The 25,188-nt window shown below is 62.4% G+C and carries 9 protein-coding genes; 1 reads left to right on the top strand and 8 read right to left on the bottom strand.

Features of this window, described 5'->3' with window-relative positions:
- From ACP7D4_RS22235 to ACP7D4_RS22200, 8 genes are all read right to left on the bottom strand, one after another.
- Positions 1-13,082, bottom strand: a 13,082-nt coding sequence (locus tag ACP7D4_RS22235; RefSeq protein WP_426211381.1) for a VCBS domain-containing protein, incomplete at its 3' end; no start/stop codon positions are given.
- Positions 13,083-13,192: 110 nt separating this feature from the next.
- Positions 13,193-13,831, bottom strand: a complete 639-nt coding sequence (locus ACP7D4_RS22230) for a LuxR C-terminal-related transcriptional regulator (protein ID WP_426106678.1) — start codon at positions 13,829-13,831, stop codon at positions 13,193-13,195.
- 1 nt (position 13,832) lies between these two features.
- Positions 13,833-15,239: an HlyD family type I secretion periplasmic adaptor subunit gene (locus ACP7D4_RS22225; RefSeq protein WP_426106680.1), complete on the bottom strand. Its 1,407-nt coding sequence runs from the start codon at positions 15,237-15,239 to the stop codon at positions 13,833-13,835.
- An 8-nt stretch (positions 15,240-15,247) separates the two neighbouring features.
- The gene (locus ACP7D4_RS22220) at positions 15,248-17,449 is read right to left on the bottom strand and encodes a type I secretion system permease/ATPase (RefSeq protein ID WP_426211379.1); all 2,202 of its coding nucleotides are present in this window, start codon (positions 17,447-17,449) and stop codon (positions 15,248-15,250) included.
- Positions 17,450-17,851: 402 nt separating this feature from the next.
- Positions 17,852-18,949 carry a diguanylate cyclase gene (locus ACP7D4_RS22215; protein WP_426106682.1) on the bottom strand — a complete coding sequence of 366 codons (1,098 nt, stop codon included), beginning with the start codon at positions 18,947-18,949 and terminating at the stop codon, positions 17,852-17,854.
- Positions 18,939-21,713, bottom strand: a complete 2,775-nt coding sequence (locus ACP7D4_RS22210; protein WP_426211377.1) for a bifunctional diguanylate cyclase/phosphodiesterase — start codon at positions 21,711-21,713, stop codon at positions 18,939-18,941. The genes ACP7D4_RS22215 and ACP7D4_RS22210 overlap by 11 nt, the downstream gene beginning before the upstream one ends.
- A 16-nt stretch (positions 21,714-21,729) precedes the next feature.
- Positions 21,730-22,164, bottom strand: coding sequence for a phosphate ABC transporter substrate-binding protein (locus ACP7D4_RS22205; protein WP_426106686.1), 435 nt, complete (start codon positions 22,162-22,164; stop codon positions 21,730-21,732).
- 11 nt (positions 22,165-22,175) lie between these two features.
- The gene (locus ACP7D4_RS22200) at positions 22,176-23,444 is read right to left on the bottom strand and encodes a hypothetical protein (protein WP_426211376.1); all 1,269 of its coding nucleotides are present in this window, start codon (positions 23,442-23,444) and stop codon (positions 22,176-22,178) included.
- Between the two features lie 323 nt (positions 23,445-23,767).
- On the opposite strand from ACP7D4_RS22200, the gene ACP7D4_RS22195 reads away from it, so the two are divergent.
- Positions 23,768-25,141 (top strand): family 43 glycosylhydrolase, encoded by a 1,374-nt coding sequence (locus ACP7D4_RS22195; RefSeq protein WP_426211374.1) that lies wholly within the window; start codon positions 23,768-23,770, stop codon positions 25,139-25,141.
- The last annotated feature ends 47 nt before the right edge of the window (positions 25,142-25,188 follow it).

Raw genomic sequence — 25,188 nt, 5'->3', positions numbered from 1 at the left:
GTCAGGACGACGTCGGATTCGGTCAGCGGGACTGTTGCGGCGCTAAGTACTGCTGCGTCATTCGTGCCCAAGATGTTGACGGTGATCGTGGTAGCCGTGCCGTCAGCGCTCTTGACATTGAATATGTCGGTATAAGTCGTACCACCGACAAACTCGTTGTGTGCCGAACTGGCGTTGTAAGTCCACTGGCCGTTCGTCTGCAGTACCACAGTGCCGTGGGCGCCGGTGAAGGTGCCCCCGACATAGCTCGCGGAACTGTCGATATCGGTAACGGTCAAGGTGCCCGATGCGGTCAGGACGACATCAGATTCGGTGAGTGGTATCACCGCGGTGCTCAGCACCGCAGCGTCGTTGGTGCCCAAGATATTGACGGTAATCGTGGTCACCGTGCCGTCGGTGCTCTTGACGTTGAAGACATCGGTGTAAGTAGTGCCTTCGATAAATTCGTTGTGCGCCGAATTTGCTTCGTAGGTCCATTGACCGTTGGTCTGCAGCACCACAGTGCCGTAAGTGCCTGTAAAGGTGCCCCCGACATAGCTTGCGGCGCTGTCGACATCAGTGACGGTCAAGGACCCGGATGCGGTGAGAATGACATCGGATTCGGTCAGCGGAACTGTTGCGGCGCTGAGCACTGCGGCATCGTTGGTGCCCAATATGTTGACAGTAATCGTCGTCGCCGTGCCATCCGTACTCTTGACATTGAAGACATCGGTGTAAGTAGTCCCGTCGACAAACTCGTTGTGTGCCGAATTCGCTTCGTAGGTCCACTGGCCGTTGGTCTGCAGCACCACCGTGCCGTGAGTGCCGGTGAAGGTGCCCCCGACATAGCTTGCGGCGTTATCGATATCGGTGACGGTCAGGGTGCCGGACGCGGTCAGGATGACGTCCGATTCGGTCAGCGGGACTGTTGCGGCGCTAAGTACTGCTGCGTCATTCGTGCCCAGGATGTTGACGGTAATCGTGGTCGCCGTACCGTCAGCGCTCTTGACGTTGAAGACATCGGTGTAAGTGGTGCCATCAACAAATTCGTTGTGGGCCGAATTCGCTTCGTAGGTCCATTGACCGTTGGTCTGCAGCACCACTGTACCGTGGGTACCGGTGAAGGTACCCCCGACATAGCTTGCGGAACTGTCGATATCGGTAACGGTCAAGGTGCCCGATGCGGTCAGGACGACATCAGATTCGCTGAGTGGTACTACCGCCGTGCTCAGCACCGCAGCGTCGTTAGTGCCCAGGATGTTGACGGTAATCGTGGTCGCCGTGCCGTCAGTGCTCTTGACGTTGAAGACATCGGTGTAGGTGGTGCCGTCGACAAACTCGTTGTGTACCGAATTAGCCTCGTAGGTCCACTGACCGTTGGTCTGCAGCACCACGGTGCCGTGCGTGCCGGTAAAGGTCCCCCCGACATAGCTTGTGGCGCTGTCGATATCGGTAACGGTTAGCGTGCCCGATGTGGTCAAGATGACGTCCAACTCGGTGAGCGGTACCACCGCAGTACTCAGCACTGCGGCATCGTTTGTGCCCAGGATGTTGACGGTAATCGTGGTAGTCGTGCCGTCAGTGCTCTTGACGTTGAAGACATCGGTGTAAGTGGTGCCGTCGACAAACTCGTTGTGTACCGAATTAGCCTCGTAGGTCCACTGACCGTTGGTCTGCAGCACCACTGTTCCGTAAGTGCCTGTAAAGGTGCCCCCGACATAGCTTGCGGCGCTGTCGACATCAGTGACGGTCAAGGACCCGGATGCGGTGAGAATGACATCGGATTCGGTCAGCGGAACTGTTGCAGCGCTGAGTACTGCGGCATCGTTGGTGCCCAGGATGTTGACAGTAATCGTCGTCGCCGTCCCATCCGTGCTCTTGACGTTGAAGACATCGGTGTAAGTAGTTCCGTCGACAAACTCGTTGTGTGCCGAATTCGCTTCGTAGGTCCACTGGCCGTTGGTCTGCAGCACCACCGTGCCGTGGGTGCCGGTGACGGTGCCGCCGACATAGCTTGCGGAGCTGTCGATATCGGTAACGGTCAGCGTGCCAGATGCGGTCAGGATGACGTCGGATTCGGTCAGCGGTACCACCGCCGTGCTCAACACCGCAGCATCGTTGGTGCCCAGAATGTTGACGGTAATCGTGGTCGCCGTACCGTCAGCGCTCTTGACATTGAACACATCAGTATAAGTCGTACCACCGACAAACTCGTTGTGTGCCGAACTGGCGTTGTAAGTCCACTGGCCGTTCGTCTGCAGTACTACAGTGCCGTAGACGCCGGTAAAGGTGCCCCCGACATAGCTTGCGGAACTGTCGATATCGGTGACGGTCAGCGTGCCCGATGCGGTCAGGACGACATCAGATTCGGTGAGTGGTACCACCGCCGTGCTTAGCACCGCAGCGTCGTTGGTACCCAGGATGTTGACGGTAATCGTGGTCGCCGTGCCGTCGGCGCTCTTGACGTTGAAAACGTCGGTGTAAGTAGTGCCGTCAACAAACTCATTATGAGCCGAATTTGCCTCGTAGGTCCACTGGCCGTTGGTCTGGAGCACCACCGTGCCGTGGGTGCCGGTGAAGGTGCCTCCGACATAGCTTGCGGAGCTGTCGACATCAGTAACGGTCAGCATGCCCGATGCGGTCAGGACAACGTCAGATTCGTTGAGCGGTACCACCGCAGTGCTCAGCACTGCAGCGTCGTTGGTACCCAGGATGTTGACGGTAATCGTGGTCGCCGTCCCATCCGTACTCTTGACGTTGAAAACATCGGTGTAAGTGGTGCCATCGACAAATTGGTTGTGTGCCGAATTCGCTTCGTAGGTCCATTGACCGTTGGTCTGCAGCACCACTGTACCGTGGGTACCGGTTAAGGTGCCCCCGAGATAGCTTGCGGAACTGTCGATATCGGTGACGATCAGCGTGCCCGATGCGGTCAGGACGATATCAGATTCGGTGAGTGGTACCACCGCCGTGCTTAGCACCGCAGCGTCGTTGGTACCCAGGATGTTGACGGTAATCGTGGTCGCCGTGCCGTCGGCGCTCTTGACGTTGAAAACGTCGGTGTAAGTAGTGCCGTCAACAAATTCATTGTGAGCCGAATTCGCCTCATAGGTCCACTGGCCGTTGGTCTGCAGCACCACCGTGCCGTGCGTGCCGGTGAAGGTGCCCCCGACATAGCTTGCGGCGCTGTCGATATCAGTAACGGTCAGCGTGCCCGATGCGGTCAGGACGACGTCCGATTCGGTCAGCGGTACCACGGCGGTGCTCAGCACCGCCGTGTCGTTGGTGCCCAGAATGTTGACGGTGATCGTAGTAGCCGTACCGTCAGCGCTCTTGACGTTGAAGATATCGGTGTAAGTGGTGCCGTCGACAAACTCGTTGTGCGCCGAATTTGCTTCGTAGGTCCATTGACCGTTGGTCTGTAGCACCACAGTGCCGTAAGTGCCTGTAAGGGTGCCCCCGACATAGCTTGCGGCGCTGTCGACATCAGTGACGGTCAAGGACCCGGATGCGGTGAGAATGACATCGGATTCGGTCAGCGGAACTGTTGCAGCGCTGAGTACTGCGGCATCGTTGGTGCCCAGGATGTTGACAGTAATCGTCGTCGCCGTCCCATCCGTGCTCTTGACGTTGAAGACATCGGTGTAAGTAGTTCCGTCGACAAACTCGTTGTGTGCCGAATTCGCTTCGTAGGTCCACTGGCCGTTGGTCTGCAGCACCACCGTGCCGTGGGTGCCGGTGACGGTGCCCCCGACATAGCTTGCGGAGTTGTCGATATCGGTAACGGTCAGCGTGCCAGATGCGGTCAGGATGACGTCGGATTCGGTCAGCGGTACCACCGCCGTGCTCAACACCGCAGCATCGTTGGTGCCCAGAATGTTGACGGTAATCGTGGTCGCCGTACCGTCAGCGCTCTTGACATTGAACACATCGGTATAAGTCGTACCACCGACAAACTCGTTGTGTGCCGAACTGGCGTTGTAAGTCCACTGGCCGTTCGTCTGCAGTACTACAGTGCCGTAGGCGCCGGTAAAGGTGCCCCCGACATAGCTTGCGGAACTGTCGATATCGGTGACGGTCAGCGTGCCCGATGCGGTCAGGACGACATCAGATTCGGTGAGTGGTACCACCGCCGTGCTTAGCACCGCAGCGTCGTTGGTACCCAGGATGTTGACGGTAATCGTGGTCGCCGTGCCGTCGGCGCTCTTGACGTTGAAAACGTCGGTGTAAGTAGTGCCGTCAACAAATTCATTGTGAGCCGAACTCGCCTCATAGGTCCATTGGCCGTTGGTCTGCAGCACCACCGTGCCGTGAGTGCCGGTGAAGGTGCCCCCGACATAGCTTGCGGAGCTGTCGATATCGGTAACGGTCAGCGTGCCCGATGCGGTCAGGACGACGTCCGATTCGGTCAACGGTACCATAGCGGTGCTCAGCACCGCTGTGTCGTTGGTGCCCAGGATGTTGACGGTGATCGTCGTAGCCGTGCCGTCAGCGCTCTTGACGTTGAACACATCGGTGTAAGTGGTGCCATCGACAAACTCGTTGTGTGCCGAATTCGCCTCATAGGTCCATTGGCCGTTGGCCTGCAGCACCACCGTGCCGTGGGTGCCGGTGAAGGTACCTCCGACATAGCTTGCAGAGTTGTCGATATCGGTAACGGTCAGCGTGCCCGATGCGGTCAGGACGACATTAGATTCGGTGAGTGGTACCACAGCGGTGCTCAGCACCGCAGCGTCGTTGGTGCCCAAGATATTGACGGTAATCGTCGTCGACGTGCCGTCAGCGCTCTTGACGGTGAACACATCGGTGTAAGTGGTGCCATCGACAAACTCGTTGTGTTCCGAATTCGCTTCGTAGGTCCACTGGCCGTTGGTCTGCAGCACCACCGTGCCGTGAGTGCCGGTGAAGGTGCCCGCGATGTAGGTTGCGGCGCTATCGATATCGCTGGCGGTCAGGGTGCCCGATGCGGTCAGGATGGCGTCCGATTCGGTCAACGGTACGACAGCCGTGCTGAGCATCGCAGCATCGTTGGTGCCAAGGATGTTGACGGCAATCGTGGTCGCCGTGCCGTCCGCGCTCTTGACATTGAAGACATCGGTATAGGACGTACCACCGACAAACTCGTTGTGCGCCGAACTGGCGTTGTAAGTCCACTGGCCGTTCGTCTGCAGTACCACAGTGCCGTGGGCGCCGGTGAAGGTGCCCCCGACATAGCTTGCGGAACTGTCGATATCGGTGACGGTCAAGGTGCCCGATGCAGTCAGGATGGCGTCAGATTCGGTGAGCGGTACCACCGCCGTGCTCAACACCGCAGCATCGTTGGTGCCCAGGATGTTGACGGTAATCGTGGTAGCCGTGCCGTCAGTGCTCTTGACGCTAAAGACATCGGTGTAAGTGGTGCCGTCAACAAACTCGTTGTGAGCCGAATTTGCCTCGTAGGTCCACTGGCCGTTGGTCTGCAGCACCACCGTGCCGTGGGTACCGGTGAATGTGCCCCCTGCATAACTTGCGGAACTGTCGATATCGGTAACGGTCAGCATTCCGGATGCGGTCAGGATGACGTCCGACTCGGTCAGCGGTACCACCGCAGTACTCAGCACTGCGGCATCGTTCGTGCCCAGGATGTTGACGGTAATCGTGGTAGCCGTACCGTCAGCGCTCTTGACGTTGAAGATATCGGTATAGGTGGTACCGTCGACAAACTCGTTGTGTGCCGAATTCGCTTCGTAGGTCCATTGACCGTTGGTCTGAAGTACCACCGTACCGTGAGTGCCGGTGAATGTACCTCCGACATAGCTTGCTGCGCTGTCGATATCGGTAACTGTCAGGGTCCCCGATGCGGTCAGGATGGCGTCCGATTCTGTCAGTGGTACCACGGCGGTGCTCAGCACCGCGGCATCGTTGGTGCCCAAGATATTAACGGTAATCGTCGTTGCCGAGCCGTCAGCGCTCTTGACGTTGAACACATCGGTGTAAGTGGTACCGTCGACAAATTCGTTGTGTACTGAATTTGCCTCGTAGGTCCATTGGCCGTTTGTCTGCAGCACCACCGTGCCGTGAGTACCGGTGAAGGTACCTCCGACATAACTGGCCGAGCTGTCGATATCAGTAACGCTCAGCGTGCCCGATGCGGTCAGGATGACGTCCGACTCGGTCAGCGGTACCACCGCGGTGCTCAGTACTGCTGCGTCATTCGTGCCCAGGATGTTGACGGTAATCGTGGTAGCCGTACCGTCAGCGCTCTTGACGTTGAAAACATCGGTGTAAGTGGTGCCGTCGACAAACTCGTTGTGTATTGAATTTGCCTCGTAGGTCCACTGACCGTTGGTCTGCAGCACGACTGTACCGTGGGTGCCGGTAAAGGTACCCCCGACATAGCTTGCGGCGTTATCGATATCGGTGACGGCCAGGGTGCCGGACGCGGTCAGAATGACGTCGGATTCGGTCAGCGGGACGGTTGCGGCGCTGAGTACTGCTGCGTCATTCGTGCCCAAAATGTTGACGGTAATTGTCGTCGTCGTCCCATCCGTGCTCTTGACATTGAAGACATCGGTGTAAGTAGTCCCATCGACAAACTCGTTGTGAGCCGAATTTGCCTCGTAGGTCCACTGGCCGTTGGTCTGCAGCACCACGGTGCCGTGAGTACCGGTGAATGTGCCCCCGACATAACTGGCGGAGCTGTCGATATCGGTAACTGTCAGGGTCCCCGATGCGGTCAGGATGGCGTCCGATTCTGTCAGTGGTACCACGGCGGTGCTCAGCACTGCGGCATCGTTGGTGCCCAAGATATTAACGGTAATCGTCGTTGCCGAGCCGTCAGCGCTCTTGACGTTGAAGACATCGGTGTAAGTGGTGCCGTCGACAAACTCGTTGTGTACTGAATTTGCCTCGTAGGTCCACTGGCCGTTTGTCTGCAGCACCACAGTGCCGTGAGTACCGGTGAAGGTGCCCCCGACATAACTTGCGGAACTGTCGATATCGGTAACGGTCAGCATGCCCGATGCGGTCAGGATGACGTCCGACTCGGTCAGCGGTACCACCGCAGTACTCAGCACTGCGGCATCGTTCGTGCCGAGGATGTTGACGGTAATCGTCGTCGCCGTGCCGTCAGTGCTTTTGACGTTGAAAACATCGGTATAAGTGGTGCCGTCGATAAACTCGTTGTGTGCCGAATTTGCCTCGTAGGTCCACTGGCCATTGGTCTGCAGCACCACCGTGCCGTGAGTACCGGTGAAGGTCCCCCCGACATAACTTTCGGAACTGTCGTTATCGGTAACGGTCAGCGTGCCGGATGCGGTCAGGATGACGTCGGATTCGGTCAGCGGAACTGTCGCGGCGCTGAGTACTGCTGCGTCGTTAGTGCCTAAGATGTTGACGGTGATCGTCGTCGCCGTCCCATCCGTGCTCTTGACGTTGAAGACATCGGTGTAAGTAGTTCCGTCGACAAACTCGTTGTGTGGCGAATTAGCCTCGTAGGTCCACTGGCCGTTAGTCTGCAACACGACTGTACCGTGGGTGCCGGTAAAGGTACCCCCGACATAGCTTGCGGCGTTATCGATATCGGTGACGGTCAGGGTGCCGGACGCGGTCAGGATGACGTCCGACTCGGTCAGCGGTACCACCGCAGTACTCAGCACTGCGGCATCGTTCGTGCCCAGGATGTTGACGGTAATCGTGGTAGCCGTACCGTCAGCGCTCTTGACGTTGAAGATATCGGTGTAGGTGGTACCGTCGACAAACTCGTTGTGTGCCGAATTCGCTTCGTAGGTCCATTGACCGTTGGTCTGAAGTACCACCGTACCGTGAGTGCCGCTGAAGGTGCCTCCGACATAACTTGCAGAGCTGTCGATATCGGTAACGGTCAGCATGCCGGATGCGGTCAGGATGACGTCGGATTCGGTCAGCGGGACTGTTGCGGCGCTGAGTACTGCTGCGTCATTCGTGCCCAAAATGTTGACGGTAATCGTCGTCGCCGTCCCATCCGTGCTCTTGACATTAAAGACATCGGTGTAAGTAGTCCCGTCGACAAACTCGTTGTGTACCGAATTCGCTTCGTAGGTCCACTGGCCGTTAGTCTGCAGCACCACGCTGCCGTGAGTACCGGTGAAGGTACCTCCGACATAACTGGCCGAGCTGTCGATATCAGTAACGCTCAGCGTGCCCGATGCGGTCAGGATGACGTCCGACTCGTTGAGCGGTACCACCGCGGTGCTCAGTACTGCTGCGTCATTCGTGCCCAGGATGTTGACGGTGATCGTGGTCGCCGTGCCGTCAGCGCTCTTGACATTGAAGACATCGGTGTAAGTAGTCCCATCGACAAACTCGTTGTGAGCCGAATTTGCCTCGTAGGTCCACTGGCCGTTGGCCTGCAGCACCACAGTGCCGTGAGTACCGGTGAAGGTGCCCCCGACATAACTTGCGGAACTGTCGTTATCGGTAACGGCCAAGGTGCCCGATGCGGTCAGGACGACATCAGATTCGGTGAGTGGTATCACCGCGGTGCTCAGCACTGCGGCATCGTTGGTGCCCAAGATATTGACGGTAATCGTGGTCACCGTGCCGTCGGTGCTCTTGACGTTGAACACATCGGTGTAAGTGGTGCCATCGACAAATTCGTTGTGTGCCGAATTCGCTTCGTAGGTCCATTGACCGGTGGTCTGCAGCACCACAGTGCCGTGGGTGCCGGTGAAGGTGCCGCCGACATAGCTTGCGGAGCTGTCGATATCGGTAACGGCCAGCGTGCCGGATGCGGTCAAGATGACGTCGGATTCGGTCAGTGGTATCACCGCCGTGCTCAACACCGCAGCATCGTTGGTGCCCAGGATGTTGACGGTAATCGTCGTCGCCGTCCCATCCGTACTCTTGACGTTGAAAACATCGGTGTAAGTGGTGCCATCGACAAATTCGTTGTGTGCCGAATTAGCCTCGTAGGTCCACTGACCGTTGGTCTGCAGCACCACCGTACCGTGAGTACCGGTAAAGGTCCCTCCGACATAGCTTGCGGAGCTGTCGATATCGGTAACGGTCAGCGTGCCCGATGCTGTCAGGAGGGCGTCAGATTCTGTCAGCGGCACCACGGCGGTGCTCAGCACAGCAGCGTCGTTGGTGCCCAGGATATTGACGGTAATCGTCGTCACCGTGCCGTCAGTGCTTTTGACATTGAAAACGTCGGCGTAAGTGGTGCCATCGACAAACTCGTTGTGCGCGGAATTTGCCTCGTACGTCCATTGGCCGTTGGTCTGCAGTACGACTGTACCGTGGGTGCCTGTGAAGGTGCCCTCGACATAGCTTGCAGCGCTGTCGATATCGGTGACGGTCAGCGTGCCCGATGCGGTCAGGACCACGTCCGACTCGGTCAGCGGTACCACCGCGGTGCTGAGTACTGCTGCGTCGTTCGTCCCCAAAATATTGACGGTGATCGTCGCGGACGTGCCGTCAGAACTCTTGACGTTGAATATATCGGTATAGGTCGTACCGTCCAAAAATTCATTGTGCGGCGAGTTTGCGGTATAGGTCCACTGGCCGTTTTCCTGCAATGCGATACTGCCGTAGGTGCCAGTGACGGTGCCGGGGGCAAAGGTGGCGGGATTGTCGGCATCCGTGATCGACAGCGCGCCGCTCGCCGTCAGCGCCAGGTTGCTCTCTTCCAGGTTGACCACAGCCGCGCCAATCACCGCAGCGTCGTTGGTGCCCGCGATGTTGACCGTAATCGTGCTCGGCGTACCGTCTTCGCTGGTGACGACGAAAACGTCCGTGTAAGTGGCGCCACCGACAAAGCTGTCGTGGGCCGAATTGGCGGTAAAGGTCCAGGCGCCGTCGGCGGCAATGTTCACGCTGCCGTAGTTGCCGATGATGGTCTCGGCCGTGAACGACGCAGGGCTGTCTGCATCGCTGATGGTCAATACGCCCGACGTCGTGATCGGCTCGTTTGTTTCAAACAGGTCCACGCTGGCCGTACTGATGACGGCGTTGCCGTTCGAGCCGAGGATGTTGACGGTGATCGTGCTGGCGGTGCCGTCGGCGCTGTTCACGGTGAACGTGTCGGTGTAGGTCGTGCCGCCGGCGAATTCATCGTGAATGGAGCTGGCGGTGTAAGTCCAGGCGCCGTTCTCGGCGATCGACAAGCTGCCGTACGTGCCTGGCAGCGTGGCAGCGACAAAGAGCACCGCATTGTCGACGTCGGACATGGTCAGCACGCCGCTGGTGGTGAGCACGCTGCTGCTTTCAATCAGCGTGACGCTCGCGGTGCTGATGACGGCAGCATCGTTGGTGCCCAAGATATTGACCGTCACGGTGCTGGTGGTGCCGTCGGTGCTTGCGACCGTAAAGACGTCGCTGTACACTGCGCCGCCGGCAAATTCGTTGTGCGCGGAGCTGGCGGTGTACACCCACTGGCCACTGGCCTGCAGCGCAAGGCTGCCGTATGTGCCGGTGAAGGTGCCGGTCACGAAGGTGGCCTGGCTGTCGACATCGGTGATGCTCAAGGCGCCGGACGACGTGAGGATGGCATTGGTCTCCTCCAGGCCGACCGTCGCGGCGCCAATCACTGCCGCGTCGTTGGTGCCCAGGATGCTGACGGTGATCGTGCTGGCCGTGCCGTCGCTGCTGGCAACGGCAAAGGTGTCGGTGTAGGTGGCGCCTGCGGCAAACTCCGGATGCGCCGAACTGGCGCTGTAAGACCACTTGCCGCTCGCCTGCAGCGTGACGCTGCCGTAGGTGCCTGCGATGGTGGCCGGCGCAAAGCTCGCCGGGCTGTCGACGTCGGCGATGCCCAAGACGCCGCCGGTGGTGAGCACGGCGCCATTTTCGGTCAGGGTGGCCGTCCCCGCGCTGATCACGGCGGCGTCGTTGGTTCCCTGGATGCTGATGCTGATGGCCGCCGTCGTGCCGTCGGTGCTGGTGACGGTGAAGCTGTCGCTGTAGGTCGCGCCGCCGGCAAAGCCGTCATGCGCCGAGCTGGCGGTGTAGACCCACTGTCCATCTGCCTGCAGCGTGATGCTGCCATGGCTGCCCTGGAGCGTGCCGGGCACAAAGGTGGCGGGGCTGTCGACGTCGCTGATGGCGAGCGTGCCGGACGTGGTGAGCACGGCGTCGGTCTCGGTCAAGCTGGCGCTGGCGCCGCTGATCACGGCCGCGTTGTTGGCACCGCTGATATTGACCGTGATGGTGCCGGTCGTGCCATCGGCGCTGGTGACGGCAAAGACGTCGCTGTAGGTGGCGCCGGCGGCGAATTCGGAGTGCGCCGAGCTGGCCGTGTAAGTCCACTGGCCGTCGGACTGCAGTGCGATGCTGCCGTAGGTGCCCGCAATGGTGGCGGGGACAAAAACGGCCGGGCTGTCGACGTCAGCGATGCTCAGCGTACCGGCGCTGGTCAGCAGCGCGCCGTTCTCGGTCAGGCTGACGCTCGCATTGCCGATGACGGCAGCGTCGTTGGTCCCCGCGATATTGATGGTGACGGTGCTGGCGGTGCCGTCAGCGCTGGTGACGGTGAAGCTGTCGCTGTAGGTGGCACCAAAGGCAAACTCGTTGTGGGCCGAACTGGCGGTGTAATTCCAGTTGCCCGCAGCGTCGATCGCCAGGCTGCCGTAGGTGCCGGGCACGGTGCCTGGCACAAACGTGGCGGCGCTGTCGGCGTCGCTGATCGCCATGCTGCCAGATGCCGTCAGCACGACGTCGCTCTCGGTCAGGCTGGCCGCGGCGGCGGTGATGATGGCCGCGTCGTTGGTGCCCACGATGTTGACGGTGACGGTGCCGGTCGCGCCGTCGCTGGCGCTCACGGTGAAGGTGTCGCTGTAGGTGGTCCCGGCGGCAAACTCATTGTGGGCGCCGCTGGCGGTATACGACCAGGCGCCGGTCGCATTGATCGCCAGGCTGCCGTAGGCCCCGGCCAGCGTGGCCGGAACAAAGGTGGCGGGGCTGTCGATGTCGGTGATCGCGAGCGTCCCGGCGGCGCTCAAAGGCGCGTTGGTTTCGGTCAGCGTCACGCTGCCCGGGGTGATGACGGCCGGGTCATTGACCGCGCCGACGTTCAGGTTGACGGTAGCGGTGGCGCTGCCGCCCTGGCCGTCGCTGACGGTGTAGGTGAACGAGGCGGGGCCGTTGTAATTGGCCGCAGGCGTAAACACCACGCTGCCGCCCACGAGGGCCACGCTGCCGTTGAGGGCGCCCTGGACGCTGGTGATGGCCAGCGCGTCGCCGTCGGCGTCGGCGTCGTTGCCGAGCAGGGTGGCTTGGGCGATCGTCAGCGGCGTGTCTTCCAGCGCGCCAATGGCGTCGGCGGCGGCGCCAGGCTGCGCATTGAGTTTGACGGCGCTGCTGCTGGCGCTCACCAGGTTGCCGTTGGCGTCGGCGGCGGTGGCGGTGACGGTCACGCTGCCGCGGCCCATGGACGACAGGTCGGCACTGGCGCCAAACGTGCCGTCGGCGTTGACAATGGCCGTCACGCGCACATCTGGCGTGGCGGGGTCGCTGTCTTGCACCAGCAGGGTGACGCTGCTGCCTGCTGCGGCGCTGGTGCTGCCCGTAATGGGAACGGCGAGGGCGCCGCTGCCGGGCGCAATCGTGCCCGGCAGCTCGACGCTGATCGTGCCCGCAGGTGCGCTTTCGGTGGCCGCGCCCAGCGCCAGAAACTCGGGCCGGGTGGCATCCGCTGCGCTGGTGGTGGCGCTCTCGAGCGGCGTGGTCGACTCGCTGATGCGCAGCAGTTCGACAAAACTACTGCCGTTGTCGTCGCCGCCGCCGGCGGCAAGGCCGGCCGCGGGTTCCTCGATCAAGCCGTCGAGGCTGCCATTGCCGGTCAACAGCGCCTGCGTCACGTCACCCAGCTCGCCGTTGGCCGGCATCAGGGCGGCGTCGCGCGTCTCGGTCTCGCCCGGCGCAAACACCTGGCCGTCGAGCGTGACGGTTTCATTGGCGCCGATCAGGTAGTTGCGGCCCGAATCGAAGGCAATTTCGACTTTGCCGCCCTGCGCGGTGACGATCACGTCGCCTTCATACACCGGGTCGCCCAGGTGCAGCGCGCGCACCGCGCCGTCCGGGGAGCGGGCCGTGGCGTTACCCGCGAGAAGGGTAACTTTACCGATGAGGTTGCCTGTGATCGCCATTGTAGTGCTCCATACGGATGAGTAGATGCTTCAACTATAGCAGTCAGGGTTGCCTAACGGCATTGTCCTGAAGTACAGTACGGCAACAAACGTATGGAAATTGCAATAAACTACGATGGCTGGCGCTCTCCCACGAGCAGAGCCAGTTGCAGCCGGTCGCGCAGGTCGAGTTTTTCCAGGATCGCGCCCATGTGGGCCTTGACGGTGCGCTCTGTGATTGCCAGTTCGCGCGCCACTTCCTTGTAGCGCATGCCGGCACCGGCCAGTTCGGCCACTTGCGCTTCGCGCGGCGTGAGGCGCTCGCGCCAGTCGGGGCGGGCGGCCGCCGCGGGGACCTGGATCAGGTGCTGGACCGACAGGATCCGGTGCATCAGCGTCTCGCCGATCCACAAGCCGCCCTGCGTGACGACCGAGGCCACCTTGGCCAGCAGCGGCGCGCCGGCGTGGCTGTTGCAGTAGCCGCGCGCCTGCGCCGACAGCGCGGCCAGCGCTTCGGCGTCGTTCGGGGTGTCGCTCAGGATGACCACCGGGAGAAGGCCGCAGCGCTGGTGCACGGCGCCGACCATGGCCGCCAGCTCGAAGCTGCCATCGAGACGCAGCCAGAGCACCGCAGACGCGGCGGGAGCGCGGTCCAACTGGTCGATGGCAATGGCGCGCGCGCCGCTGAAGGCTTCCCGCCAGGCGGGCAGCATGATCCCGCTGGGGGAAATGAACAGGTGATCGGTCAATGCCAAATGGTCGGTCCTCATGTCAGCGTTCGGTCATGGCGGCCGATTTGGCGCGCAAGACGGGTTTGAGCAGGTAAGACAGGATCGTCTTCTTGCCGGTGATGATGTCCACTTCTGCCACCATGCCCGGGATGATCGGCAGGTTGCCCGCCAGCGTGGCCTGGTCGGTTGCTACGCGCACGGTGTAAAACACATTGCCACGGTCGTCCGTCACGGAGTCGGCGCCGATATGCTCGAGACTTGCATTGAGGCCGCCGTACACCGAAAAATCATAGGCCGTGAACTTGACGATGGCGCGCTGGCCGGGTTTTAAAAACGCGATGTCGCGCGGCGCCACTTTCGCTTCGAGCAGCAGGCGCCCTTCGAGCGGCACGATTTCGACCACGTCGCGCCCCGGCTGAACCACGCCGCCCACGGTGTTGACCAGCAATCGCTTGATGGTGCCTTTCACGGGCGAGCGCAGCGCCGACTGCTTGACCCGGTCGGCCAGGCCGGTGCCGCTCTGGAGCAGCGAATTGAGGCGCGCCATGGTCTCCGAATACTCCTTGCTGGCCGTATTACGGTAAGTCAGTTCGACCTCCTGCACCTTGCGGGTCGACTCCGAGATGCCGGCCTGCACGCGCGCGATCTGCGAACCGGCAATCTCGCCTTCGGCCTTGAAGCGGTCGACGTCGCGCTGCAGGCGCAGCAGCTCCACTTCCGAGACGGCGCCCGAGGCGAGCAGGGGCTTGGTCACGGCCAGCTCGCGCGCGGTCGACTCGTACGACTGGGCCGCCTGGCGCTTTTTCGTGGTCGCTTCATTGAGTTCCTGCGAGCGCTGGGCCAGCTGCTGGCGCGCGATCGTCAGCTGGGTCTGCAGTTCGGAGGTCGCCGTTTCGTACAGGCGCCGCTCTTCGTCCACTGTGCGCGGGTCGCCCGCCACCGCTTCGGGCGGCGGCACGAAGGGCTTGTTTTCGCCCAGCGCGCGCAGGCGCGCCGCCTTGGCCAGCAGCGACAGGTACTGCGAGCGGTTCTCGCGCACGGTGGACTCGAAGCGGGTCGAGTCCACCTGCAGCAGGATCTGGCCTTCGGTGACCATGTCGCCTTCCTTGACCAGGATCTGCGAGACGATGCCCCCGTCCAGGCTTTGCAGCACCTGCAGCTGGCGCGCGGGGATGACCTTGGCGTCGCCGCGGGTGATTTCATCGACCTGCACCAGCGCCGACCAGACGATGCCGAGCACGATGACGCCGGCCAGCGAATACATCAGCACGCGCGCGCGCAGCGGTTCCTGGCCGATGATGATGCTGTCGGCGTCCTTCATGAAGTCCGACTCGCCGCTCAAGGTGGTGCTGTCCTTCCAGCGGTTGAGCCAGTGGCCCGTACCCTGGTCGAAGCGCACCCGGAACGCCTCCATCGCGCGCAGCACGGCGCCGCCGGTTTTTGTCAAGCGCCCTGTCATGCGGCCCGCCCGACCTGGCCGGTCTGCAGCGCGTGCATGACCTTGTCGCGGGGCCCGTCGGCCACCACCTTGCCTTCATCCATGACGATGATGCGGTCGGCCAGCTCCATCAGGCTGGAGCGGTGGGTCACGATGATCATGGTCTTGTGCTGGGCATAGCGGCGCATGCGTTCCTTGAACTGGGCTTCGGACGGGTGGTCCATGGCGCTGGTCGGTTCGTCCAGCAGCAGCACGGGCGGGTCGAGCAGCACCGCGCGCGCGATTGCCACGCTCTGGCGCTGGCCGCCCGAGAGCGATTCGCCGCGCTCGCGCACCAGCATGTCGAAGCCTTCCGGATGGCGGTTGATGTACTCGGTCAGGCCCGCCAGTTCGGCCGCCGCCACCACGGCGCGGTCGTCCGCGTAGGGGGCGCGGATGGTGATGTTTTCGCGCAGCGAACCGTAAAACAGCAGGCAATCCTGCTCCACGTAGCCGACCGAGCGGCGCAAATCGGCCGGGTCGAGCTGGCGCAGGTCGACCCCGTCGAGGGCGACGGCGCCCTTGGTCGGCGCGTACAGGCCGAGCATGAGTTTTTGCAGCGTCGACTTGCCCGAGCCGATGCGCCCGATGATCACCACGCGCTCGCCCGGCTTGATGCGAAACGAGACCCCGCGCAGCGCTTCTTCGGGGCGGTCCGGATAGCTGAAGTGGACATCCTTGAATTCGATTTCGCCGCGAATTTCAGGACGGTGAATGAAGGCGCTCTCGTCGCTGCGCTCGCTCGGCGTGGCCATCACGTTTTCCAGCGCCTTGAGCGAATTTTTGGCCCCTTCGAACTGCAGCAGCAATCCCACCATCTGGCCCAGCGGCGCCATGGCGCGCCCGGCCAGCATGGTCGAGGCGATCAGGCCGCCCATCGACATCATTTTTTCGTGGATCAGGTAGACCCCGGCCACCACCACGCACACATTGACCAGCTGGGCCAGCGTGGCGGCCGCGTTCATGCTCGACGACGAGAGCAGCTTCAGTTCGGCCGACACGCGCGCCAGGAACGCGGTCGACTTTTCCCAGCGCGCCTGCATCTGGCTTTCGGCGCCGTGCGCCTTGATCGTTTCGAGCGCGGTGAGCGACTCGATCATGGTGGCGTTGCGCAGCGCGGCGGCGCGAAAGGTGGTTTCGGACAGTTCGCGCATCTTGTACTGCACCAGGTAGCTGTAGATGATGACGATGATAATGCCCAGCAGCGGAATGAACACCAGCGGCCACGAGATCCAGGCCAGCACGATCAAAAACAGCAGCGCGAAGGGCAGGTCGATCAAGGTGGTGACGGTAGCCGAGGCGATGAAGTCGCGCACCGTTTCGAACGAGCGCAGGTTGGCGGCAAAAGCGCCCACCGAGGCCGGCCGGTGCGCCATGCGCATGCCCAGCACGCGTTCCATGATCATGCTCGAGAGCTTGATGTCGATGCGCGAACTGGCCAGGTCGACGAAGTGACCGCGCAGCAGGCGCACCATGTAATCCATCAGCAGCACGATCACGATCCCGCCGCTGAACACCCACAGCGTTTCGACGGCGAAGTTGGGCACCACGCGGTCGTACACGTTCATCGTAAACAGCGGCATGGCCAGGCCAAGCAGGTTGATCAACAGGGCCGAGGCCAGAATATCCTTGAAGATCGGGCGCTGCTCGAGGATGGTGCCCCAGAACCAGTGACGTTGCGGGACCGCGACCAGCGGTGGGGTGCGCTGGTCGAAGCGGAAATGGGGGCGCGAAAAAATGGCGATGCCGGTGTAGCGCGCCTGCAGGTCGTCGCGCGACAGGTAGGCGGCGCCCTGGCCGGCGTCGGGCAGCAGCAGCTGGGCTTCGCCCGCTTCGTTCCAGCCCAGCAGCACGCAGGCCTGATTGTCGTGCAAAAGCAGGATCACCGGCAGCAGCGCCTGGTCAACCTTGGCCAGCGTACGGCGCACCACCTTGGCCGAAAAGCCGGCGTGGGCGGCGGCGCGTGCAAACAGCGACGGCGTCAAGCCTTGCTCGGCCAGCGGCAACCCGGCCGAAAGCGCGGCGCGGGTGCTGGGACGGCCGTGGATGCGGGTCAGCTCGACCAGGCAGTCGAGCAGCGGATCGGGGTGCAGCAAGTCTTCGCGAATGCCAAGGTCGGGTTCGCTGCCGGGGGGAGGCGGGCTCGAAGCGAGTTCCGCCGGTAAATTCAGTCTGGTCATAGCGTCAGCGCCAAGTCGTCCTGTGCCGCGTGCGGCAGGACCGGTTCATCGAAACAATGCGTTGCATGCGGCAAAGTTATCTTGAACAATACTCCAATTAACAATGGCGTGGTAAGTGGTGCGATGCACCCCGATTTCTTGGGGGTTTGCTTTTTTTTCAATGGCGCGCGAGGCGCGCACTGTCCGGGTACAGACGAAGGCAGGGTCTGCGCGATGTTGCTTGCAATCGGATAATTACATTGTGTAAATTCGTGGTTCATTCTACAGGAATCGGCGGGGGCCAGACATGGGCATCTTGTTCGCATTGCAGCAGTTTAGCCCGAATTTGTTGTAAGCAGGCAACTAACTATTGCGACCGCCAGAGTCGGCCGGCGGGCGCGCCATGCGCGAAGCGCCGCGCGCCTAAGCGCTGACGACCCGGTCGCGCCCCGAACCCTTGGCCGCGTACATGGCGCGGTCGGCGCGGCTGATGGTCTCGGCAAAGGGCTCGTCGTCGCCGCGCTCGACCAGGCCGGCCGAAAACGTCAGGTCGCGCTCCATGTCCACGCCCGGCACGTCGACCGCGCGCACCCGCTCGGCCATCCTTTTCAATACCGGCAGCGCTTCGGTCACGCTGGTATCGGGCAGCATCAGCAGAAATTCTTCGCCGCCCCAGCGCGCCAGCAGGTCGCCCACGCGCAGTTCGGCGCGCGCCGCCGCGGCAAAGGTGCGCAGGACGCTGTCGCCGCCGTCGTGGCCGAAGCGGTCGTTGACGTTCTTGAAAAAGTCGATGTCGAGCAGCGCGATGCACAGCGCTGCGTCGGGTACGGGGGCGCGCCGTTCCTGGTCGGCTAGCACCTCGTTCATGTAGCGCCGGTTGGCCAGGCTGGTCAGCTCGTCGACCGTGGCCAGCGTGCGGATCTGGCCCAGGGCCACCTGCAGCTCCGATTTTTGCGCCTTCAGGCTGGCGCGCAGGCGGCTCATGGCGCCGGTCAGCAGCGTGACGGCAAACAGGCAGCACGACGCCAGCAAAAAGTGCATCAGCTCCACGCGCGGCGTGAAAACGAGCGGGGCGCGCGACGACAGCACCGCCATCGACAGGCCGAGCATGCCGATGGCCGCGCCGCACAGGCCGAGCGTGGCGCGCGGACGCAGCGAGAAGGTGCAAAACACCATCACCACCAGCATGATCATCAGCGAGGCGCCGCGCACTTCGCCCAGCAAGGCATACGCGCCGATATTGCACACAAAAGCAAACAGCGCCTGCAGCACCGCCAGCCGGTACGGGGCGATGCCCAGCGCGACGCTAAAGCGCACCAGCACCAGAAAAACCAGGGCACCGGCAATCGCAAAGCAGCTCAGGTTCCTGGCGCCTTCGGCCGAGACGGTACCGGCCGACACCTGGTGGTATAGCACCACGACCGAGAGCAGGTACAGCGCCGCCGCGCCGGCCCAGTACAGGAGCAGGCGGCGCAGTTTAGGGTCCGCGCCGAACAGGAACAGGGCGGTTTTATGCAGCATGAATGCCTTCTGCGCACACGGCGCTCTCTATGCTGGCCACGCCACCTACGCTGTCCAGTTCGGCCAGCATGCGCGACTGCTCCTCGAGCAGCGAATGGATCTTGCTGGCCGGGACCGGCATGCTGAACAGATAGCCCTGCATCTCGTCGCAGTCGTTGTCGCGCAAAAAATTACACTGTTGTTCGGTCTCGACGCCTTCGGCGATCACGCGCAAATTGAGTTTGTGTCCCAGCGAGATGACGGCCATCGCGATGGCCTGGTCGTCCAGGTTCTCGGCCAGTTCGCTGACAAACGATTTGTCGATTTTCAGGCGCGTGATCGGGAACGATTTGAGCGCCGACAGGCTCGAGTAACCAGTGCCGAAGTCGTCGATCGACAGCGAAATGCCCATCGCTTCAAGTTCGCGCATCTTGCCCACCGATTGCGCCAGGTCGCGCATGATCAAGCTTTCCGTCACTTCCAGCTCCAGGTCGGCCGGCGCCAAGCCGCTGTCGGCGAGCGCCTGCGCCACGCGCTCGACCAGCCGCTTTTCTTCGAACTGGCGGGGCGAGACATTCACCGAGATCGTGATCGGGGCCAGGCCGGCCAGCTGCCAGGCGCGGTTCTGGCGGCACGCGGTCTGCAGCACCCAGTCGCCGATCGGCACGATCAGGCCGCTCTCCTCGGCCAGGCCGATAAAGCGCAGCGGCGAAATGATGCCTTGTTCGGGATGCTGCCACCGGATCAGCGACTCGACGCCGATGATCAAGCCGGTGCGCAGGTCGACTTTCGGCTGGTAAAGCAAGTGGAACTGGCCTTCCTCGAGCGCGCAGCGCAAGCCTTCGAGCAGCACCAGCTTCTGTTCCACGCTGGCGTTCATTTCGCGGGTGTAGAACTGAAACAGGTTTTTGCCCATGTCCTTGGCGCGGTACATGGCGGCGTCGGCGTTCATCATGAGGGTGTTCGGGTCGCCCCCGTCGCGCGGATACATGACCACGCCCATGCTGCAACTGACCTGCACTTCCTGGCCGCCCAGCAGCACCGGTTCGTGCACCGCCTGCCGGACTTTTTCCAGAATAGGCGCCAGCGCGGCCGGGTTGTCCGACTGGTCGGCCAAGATGATGACGAATTCGTCGCCGCCAAAGCGCCCCAGGGTATCTTCGCGGCGCAGGCACTCCTGCATGCGCTTGCCGACCACCTTGAGCAGTTCGTCGCCCGCGTTGTGCCCCAGCCCGTCGTTGATCAGCTTGAAGCCATCGAGATCGATAAAGGCCACGGCCACGCTGCGCTCGCGGCGCTGGGCGTGCAGGATGGCCTGGTCCAGGCGGTCGCGGATCAGGCTGCGGTTGGGCAGACCGGTCAGGTCGTCGTGGTGGGCGATGTGGCGGATGCGCTGCTCGGTCAGCTTGCGCTCGGTGATGTCGCGCACGATCGCCACCACGCCGCCTTCGACCGCCACCACCTGGCGGTGCAGCCACTGTTCGCGCTGCGGCGCGGCGCCGGCCTGCCATTCGGCTTCGTGCACGCCGCCCACCAGCGTGACTTTGACCAGGTCCTCGAAAATGCCATTGCTGCTATACGCCGGCAGCACCGCCGACAAGCTCTTGCCGCGCAGGTCCTTCTTGCTCATGCGGGCCAGCTTTTCGGCGCGCGTATTGGTCGCCTCGATCACGAAGTCGGTGATCGCCCCATGCGCTCCGCTCACGCTGCGCATGACGAAAAATGCGTCCAGGCTGGCTTCGGACGCGGCCGCGTAGGTTTCCTGGGCGCGCCGGATGCGCCGCCGCGTGCGCGTGAGCTGGTAGGACCACAGGCCCACCAGCGTGACGATCAGCACCAGCAGCGCGCTGCCGCTGCCGGCGGCCAACAGGTAATTGCGGCGCTGCTGCTCGAACGGCGCCATCTGCTCGTGCTCGGCCAGGCCCACCAGCGCCACCAGCGGAAAGCCGTGCAGGCGGCGCGCGCTGGTGTAGCGGCGCAGCCCGTCCCAGGAATTGAGCACCGGTTCGCCCTTGGCGCTGTCGGTGGCGTCGGAGGCGCGCTGGCCCCACAGCACCTTGTCGCCGATGCGCAGGGCGCGAAACACGCCGTCAAGGCCATACAGGCCGAGCGCGCCCAGGTCGCCCTGGCGCGAGCGCTCGTAGCCGCTGGTGAAGTACGCCGGATCGACTTCGACGATTGCCACGCCGGCAAACTTACCGTCGCTGTCGTTCAAGCGGCGCGTGAAATGCAGGTGCCACTCCGGATTGGCCGCGTCGCGCAGGGTCTGGCTCACGAACGGCATGTCGCTGTCGGTGTCGCGGTGATACGCAAAATAGGACTGACCGGCGACATCGATGAAAGTGGCCTCCGGATTGCTGGCCACGATCATGCCATTGCGGTCGGCAATGCTGACCACGAACACCAGGCCGGACGGCAGCAGGCCTTGCTGGTCGAGGGCAGGCAGGGCGCCGGCAAAGCCCTTCAGTTCGACTGCATACTTGAGCACCTTGAGCGTCTGGTCGATGCTGCCCAGGTTGCGCTGGACTTGCGCCTCGTAGGTGTCGAGCAGCTCGCGGCTGGAGTTGCGCGCCGCCAGCTGCGCGCCGATGCGCTCGATGCCGATGAAATGCGCGGTCGTAACCCAGATGACGATCAGCAGGATGGCGGCAAACAGCGGCAGCGAGATGTGGGTTTCCATGCCGTGGCCGAGCCAGCGCGTCAGGCGCGCCGGCTTGGCCGGTGGCGCCGGTGCTGCCGGCACGGCCGGCGTGGCCACCGGCGGCGGGGTCGAAGCGCCAGTCATGGCGAAGCCTTGCGCATCAGCGTACCAGCAGCACGGTCTTGACGCTCGGATCGAGCGCGGCCTTGTCGATGTAGCCGATCAGCGCCGGATTGTCGGCCACCATCTTGCGCACGGCGGCGCTGCCGCTGAGTTCCTTCGGCGGCTGGCCGCGCCCGGTGAAAATCATCTTGGTCCAGTAAGCCTTCACCAGCGGGCGCGTCTTGTCCGCGACCTTGCTGTAGAACTCGTCCCGTTCGGGCGAACCGATGCTCTGGTCGAGCGCCACGGCCTCGGCTCCGCCGGGGAACGTCGCGATTTGGCCAAGGAATATATCGGCCACCTGGTCCTGGCGCAGCGAGGTGACGGGGCTTTTCGACGATACGATGACGACCAGTTCGCTGGCGGCGACGCCATGCGCGAGAAGGGCGCCCAGCAGGCCGGCGCCGAACAAGCGTAATAAGAAGGGGTGCATGGTCGGCCCCTTCAAAACACGAAGTCGAGCACGGCGCTCGTGACGTTGACGGAGCGGCCCGATACAAACCCCGGCAGCGTGTTGATCAGCGTGCCGCGGGTGCCGTCGCGCGGTGTCAGGTGTTCGTACTGCAGCTTGAGCGCCATGTCGGGTCGGAAATCCCAACGCACGCCGGCTGCCAGGTTGGTTTGGCTGGAGATGGAGGTGAGCAGCACGTTCAGATTGCCGTTGAGCTGGGCGGCGGCGTAGGCATAAGGCGGGGGCAAACCTGCCAGCGGCAGGCCAGGGTCGCTGAGCTGGCTCAGGACCCGGTTCTGCGAATACGACAGATAGGGCGTGAAGTTGCCGCTGCGGTAACCGGCGCTGGCATACATGCCGAGGGTATCGCCCAAGAATGCAGGTGTGCTTATGCGTCCGGCCTCGGCCATCAGGAACCACTTGCCCGGGTCGTAGTTGAGGCCTACCGCAAAGCCGGAGGTACGCTTGTCGACGACGTCGTACTTGTCGGCGATGGTGGCGCCTGCAGGACCGAACTTGCGAAAGCCATCGAACAGTTCGCGCACGATGTTGAGGTCCAGCACCGTCGTAAAGGCGGAGACGCGGACCGTGGCCGGACCCCATTCAGCAGTGTGGGTAATACCGGCCAGGTGGCGCGCTTTGACATTGGTGGTTTTGGTCAGGTAGACGTCGGTCCTGCCAAAAAAGGCTTGCGTGGTGTGCTTGACGCGGCCCGCCTGCCAGCGGTAGGCGATATCGGCGCCGTCGCTGTTGGTGATCGGGACGCCGCCGTAGACTTCATTCGGGGTGCGCGCCCATGGATAGGCATAGCCGATTTTGCGGTAGTCGGCGGCCAGGAAAATCGGCAGCGCGATGCGGCCCACGCGCAGCGCCAGGTCGGGCGTGGCCTGGTACTTGACGTTGGCCCATTCGACCTGGGGCCGGTAGCTCGAGTCGTAGCGCTGTTCGACGCCGAGTTGCACCACGGCCGACCATTGTTTGTCGAACTTGACGCCCAACTGCCCGCCCAGGCGCGAGTCCAGATTGGCCGCCCAGTTATGGCTACCGCCGGCGCCATCGCCTTTCAGGATATTCGAGGTGAAGTCGGCCTGGTCGTAGTCGGAGTGGACCACGCCCAGGCTGCCGAAGCCGCTAAAGCTCAAGGCCGGATAAACGTCGTCGGCCGCGTGCGCGCCGCTGCCGGCCAGCAGCAGGGCGGCCAAGGCGATGGCGTGCAATGCAGGGGCATTCAGGGGGAGAGATGGTTTGGTCGGGTTTTGCATGATGGGTCCAATGTCGTGCCTTGCTTGCAACGCGCCGCGCTAAACGCGAGCAACTGTTGCCTCTTAGAAATGAAAGGCACGGGTTAACTTTATACAGCGGGATGTTGATTGTCGACAGGTATTCGATAGAAATAGTTGTTAGTGAAATATTTCGTGCGCAATTGCAACATTTGGCATGGTTCGCCGATATCATTTTTGTTATCGCTCCGCACAAAAAATTCATTGGCAACCGTATTGACTTGCTCCTAAGCTAGATTTGCAGCACCAGCTGTAGGACGACGACATCACAAAAACCACAAAAATCACAATAATATTGGAGACATATGTTGAAACATCTAATGGCAGCGCTATGCCTGATCCTGTGCGCCGCGCGCGCGCCGGCCGTCAACCTGGCCGGGCTGCAAAATGCGCACGATCCCGGCACCGTCACCCGCGACGGCGACACCTGGTTCAACTTCACCACCGGCACCGGTATCTGGTACTCGACGTCGAAGGACATGGTGACCTGGAGCGCAGGGCCGGCGCCCGTGTTCAGCACGTATCCGGCATGGATCAAGAACAAGATTCCCAACTTTAGCGGCTCGTTCTGGGCGCCCGACGTGGTGCATATGAACGGTTACTGGTATTTGTATTATTCGGTCTCGACCTTTGGCACGTCGTCGTCGGCGATCGGGGTGGCGCGGTCGGCATCGCTGAAAAACCCGTCCTGGCAAGACCTGGGCATCGTGGTCGAGTCGTATGGCGGCAGCAGCGAGATCAACGCGATCGACCCGGCCCTGATGCGCGACCATGACGGCAAGGTCTACATGAGCTACGGCTCGTTTTCGGGCGGGATCGGCGTGGCGCAAATCAACCAGGCCACCGGCAAGCTGGCCGGCAGCGTCACCCACCTGCTGGGCGGTGGCGCCACGCGCGACTACGAGGCGCCCTACATCACGCGCAACGGCGCCTATTACTACCTGTTCGTCAACCGCGGCGCCTGCTGCAAGGGCGCCGACAGCACCTACTACGTGCAGGTGCAGCGCGCCACCAGCGTGACGGGCCCGTATTCGGGCACGCGCACGGTGCTGGCCAATATCGATGCCAACTTCAAGGGCCCGGGGCACGTGGGCGTGCTCAAGCAGGATGGCTGCCAGTTCGTCTCGACCCACTATTACGACACCAATGACGGCGGCAACGCCAAGCTGCAGTTCCATAAAATGAGTTACGATGCCGACGGCTGGCCCGTATTGACGCGCAATTTTTCCAGCTTTGCCGGCTGCGGGGGCATCAGCGACGGCACCTATGCGATCAAGTCGCGCCTGTCGGGCAAGGCCTTGACGGTGGCCGGGGCGGCAGCGGCGAATGGCGCGCTGGTGGTGCAAGCGGGCGATACGGGCGCCAAACACCAGTCGTGGTACGTGATGGGGCATGGCGACGGCGACTACAGCATCATCAACGCGGCCAGCCTGCGCAGCCTGGACAACTACGGCAATTCGACCATGGCCGGGACCAATATCGCGCAGTGGGACTACTGGGGCGGGGCCGGGCAGCAATGGCGCTTTGCCAGTCCGGCGGCCGGTTCGGTAACGCTGGCCAATCAGCTAAGCGGCATGGTGCTTGACGTGAAAGGCAAGAGCCTGGCCGAGAATGCACCGATCATCCAGTACCCGCTCTCGAACGCTGTCAACCAGCAGTGGAGCATGCAGCGGCGTTAAGGGACGGCGGCCCGGGTTGCGGCCCGGGTTCCCCCATGAGAAAATCG

The sequence above is a fragment of the Massilia sp. TWP1-3-3 genome, from assembly GCF_049897805.1.
Taxonomy (GTDB): Bacteria; Pseudomonadota; Gammaproteobacteria; order Burkholderiales; family Burkholderiaceae_D; genus Telluria_A.
Note: the sequence above shows the minus strand (reverse complement) of the source record. Positions and strands in the feature narration are given on the sequence as shown.

What these genes read in the sequence shown, in the direction of transcription:
- ACP7D4_RS22220 (WP_426211379.1), bottom strand. Translation starts at nt 17,449, where the DNA reads ATGACCAGACTGAATTTACCGGCGGAACTCGCTTCGAGCCCGCCTCCC.
- ACP7D4_RS22210 (WP_426211377.1), bottom strand. Translation starts at nt 21,713, where the DNA reads ATGACTGGCGCTTCGACCCCGCCGCCGGTGGCCACGCCGGCCGTGCCG.
- ACP7D4_RS22215 (WP_426106682.1), bottom strand. Translation starts at nt 18,949, where the DNA reads ATGCTGCATAAAACCGCCCTGTTCCTGTTCGGCGCGGACCCTAAACTG.
- ACP7D4_RS22230 (WP_426106678.1), bottom strand. Translation starts at nt 13,831, where the DNA reads ATGAGGACCGACCATTTGGCATTGACCGATCACCTGTTCATTTCCCCC.
- ACP7D4_RS22205 (WP_426106686.1), bottom strand. Translation starts at nt 22,164, where the DNA reads ATGCACCCCTTCTTATTACGCTTGTTCGGCGCCGGCCTGCTGGGCGCC.
- ACP7D4_RS22200 (WP_426211376.1), bottom strand. Translation starts at nt 23,444, where the DNA reads ATGCAAAACCCGACCAAACCATCTCTCCCCCTGAATGCCCCTGCATTG.
- ACP7D4_RS22195 (WP_426211374.1), top strand. Translation starts at nt 23,768, where the DNA reads ATGTTGAAACATCTAATGGCAGCGCTATGCCTGATCCTGTGCGCCGCG.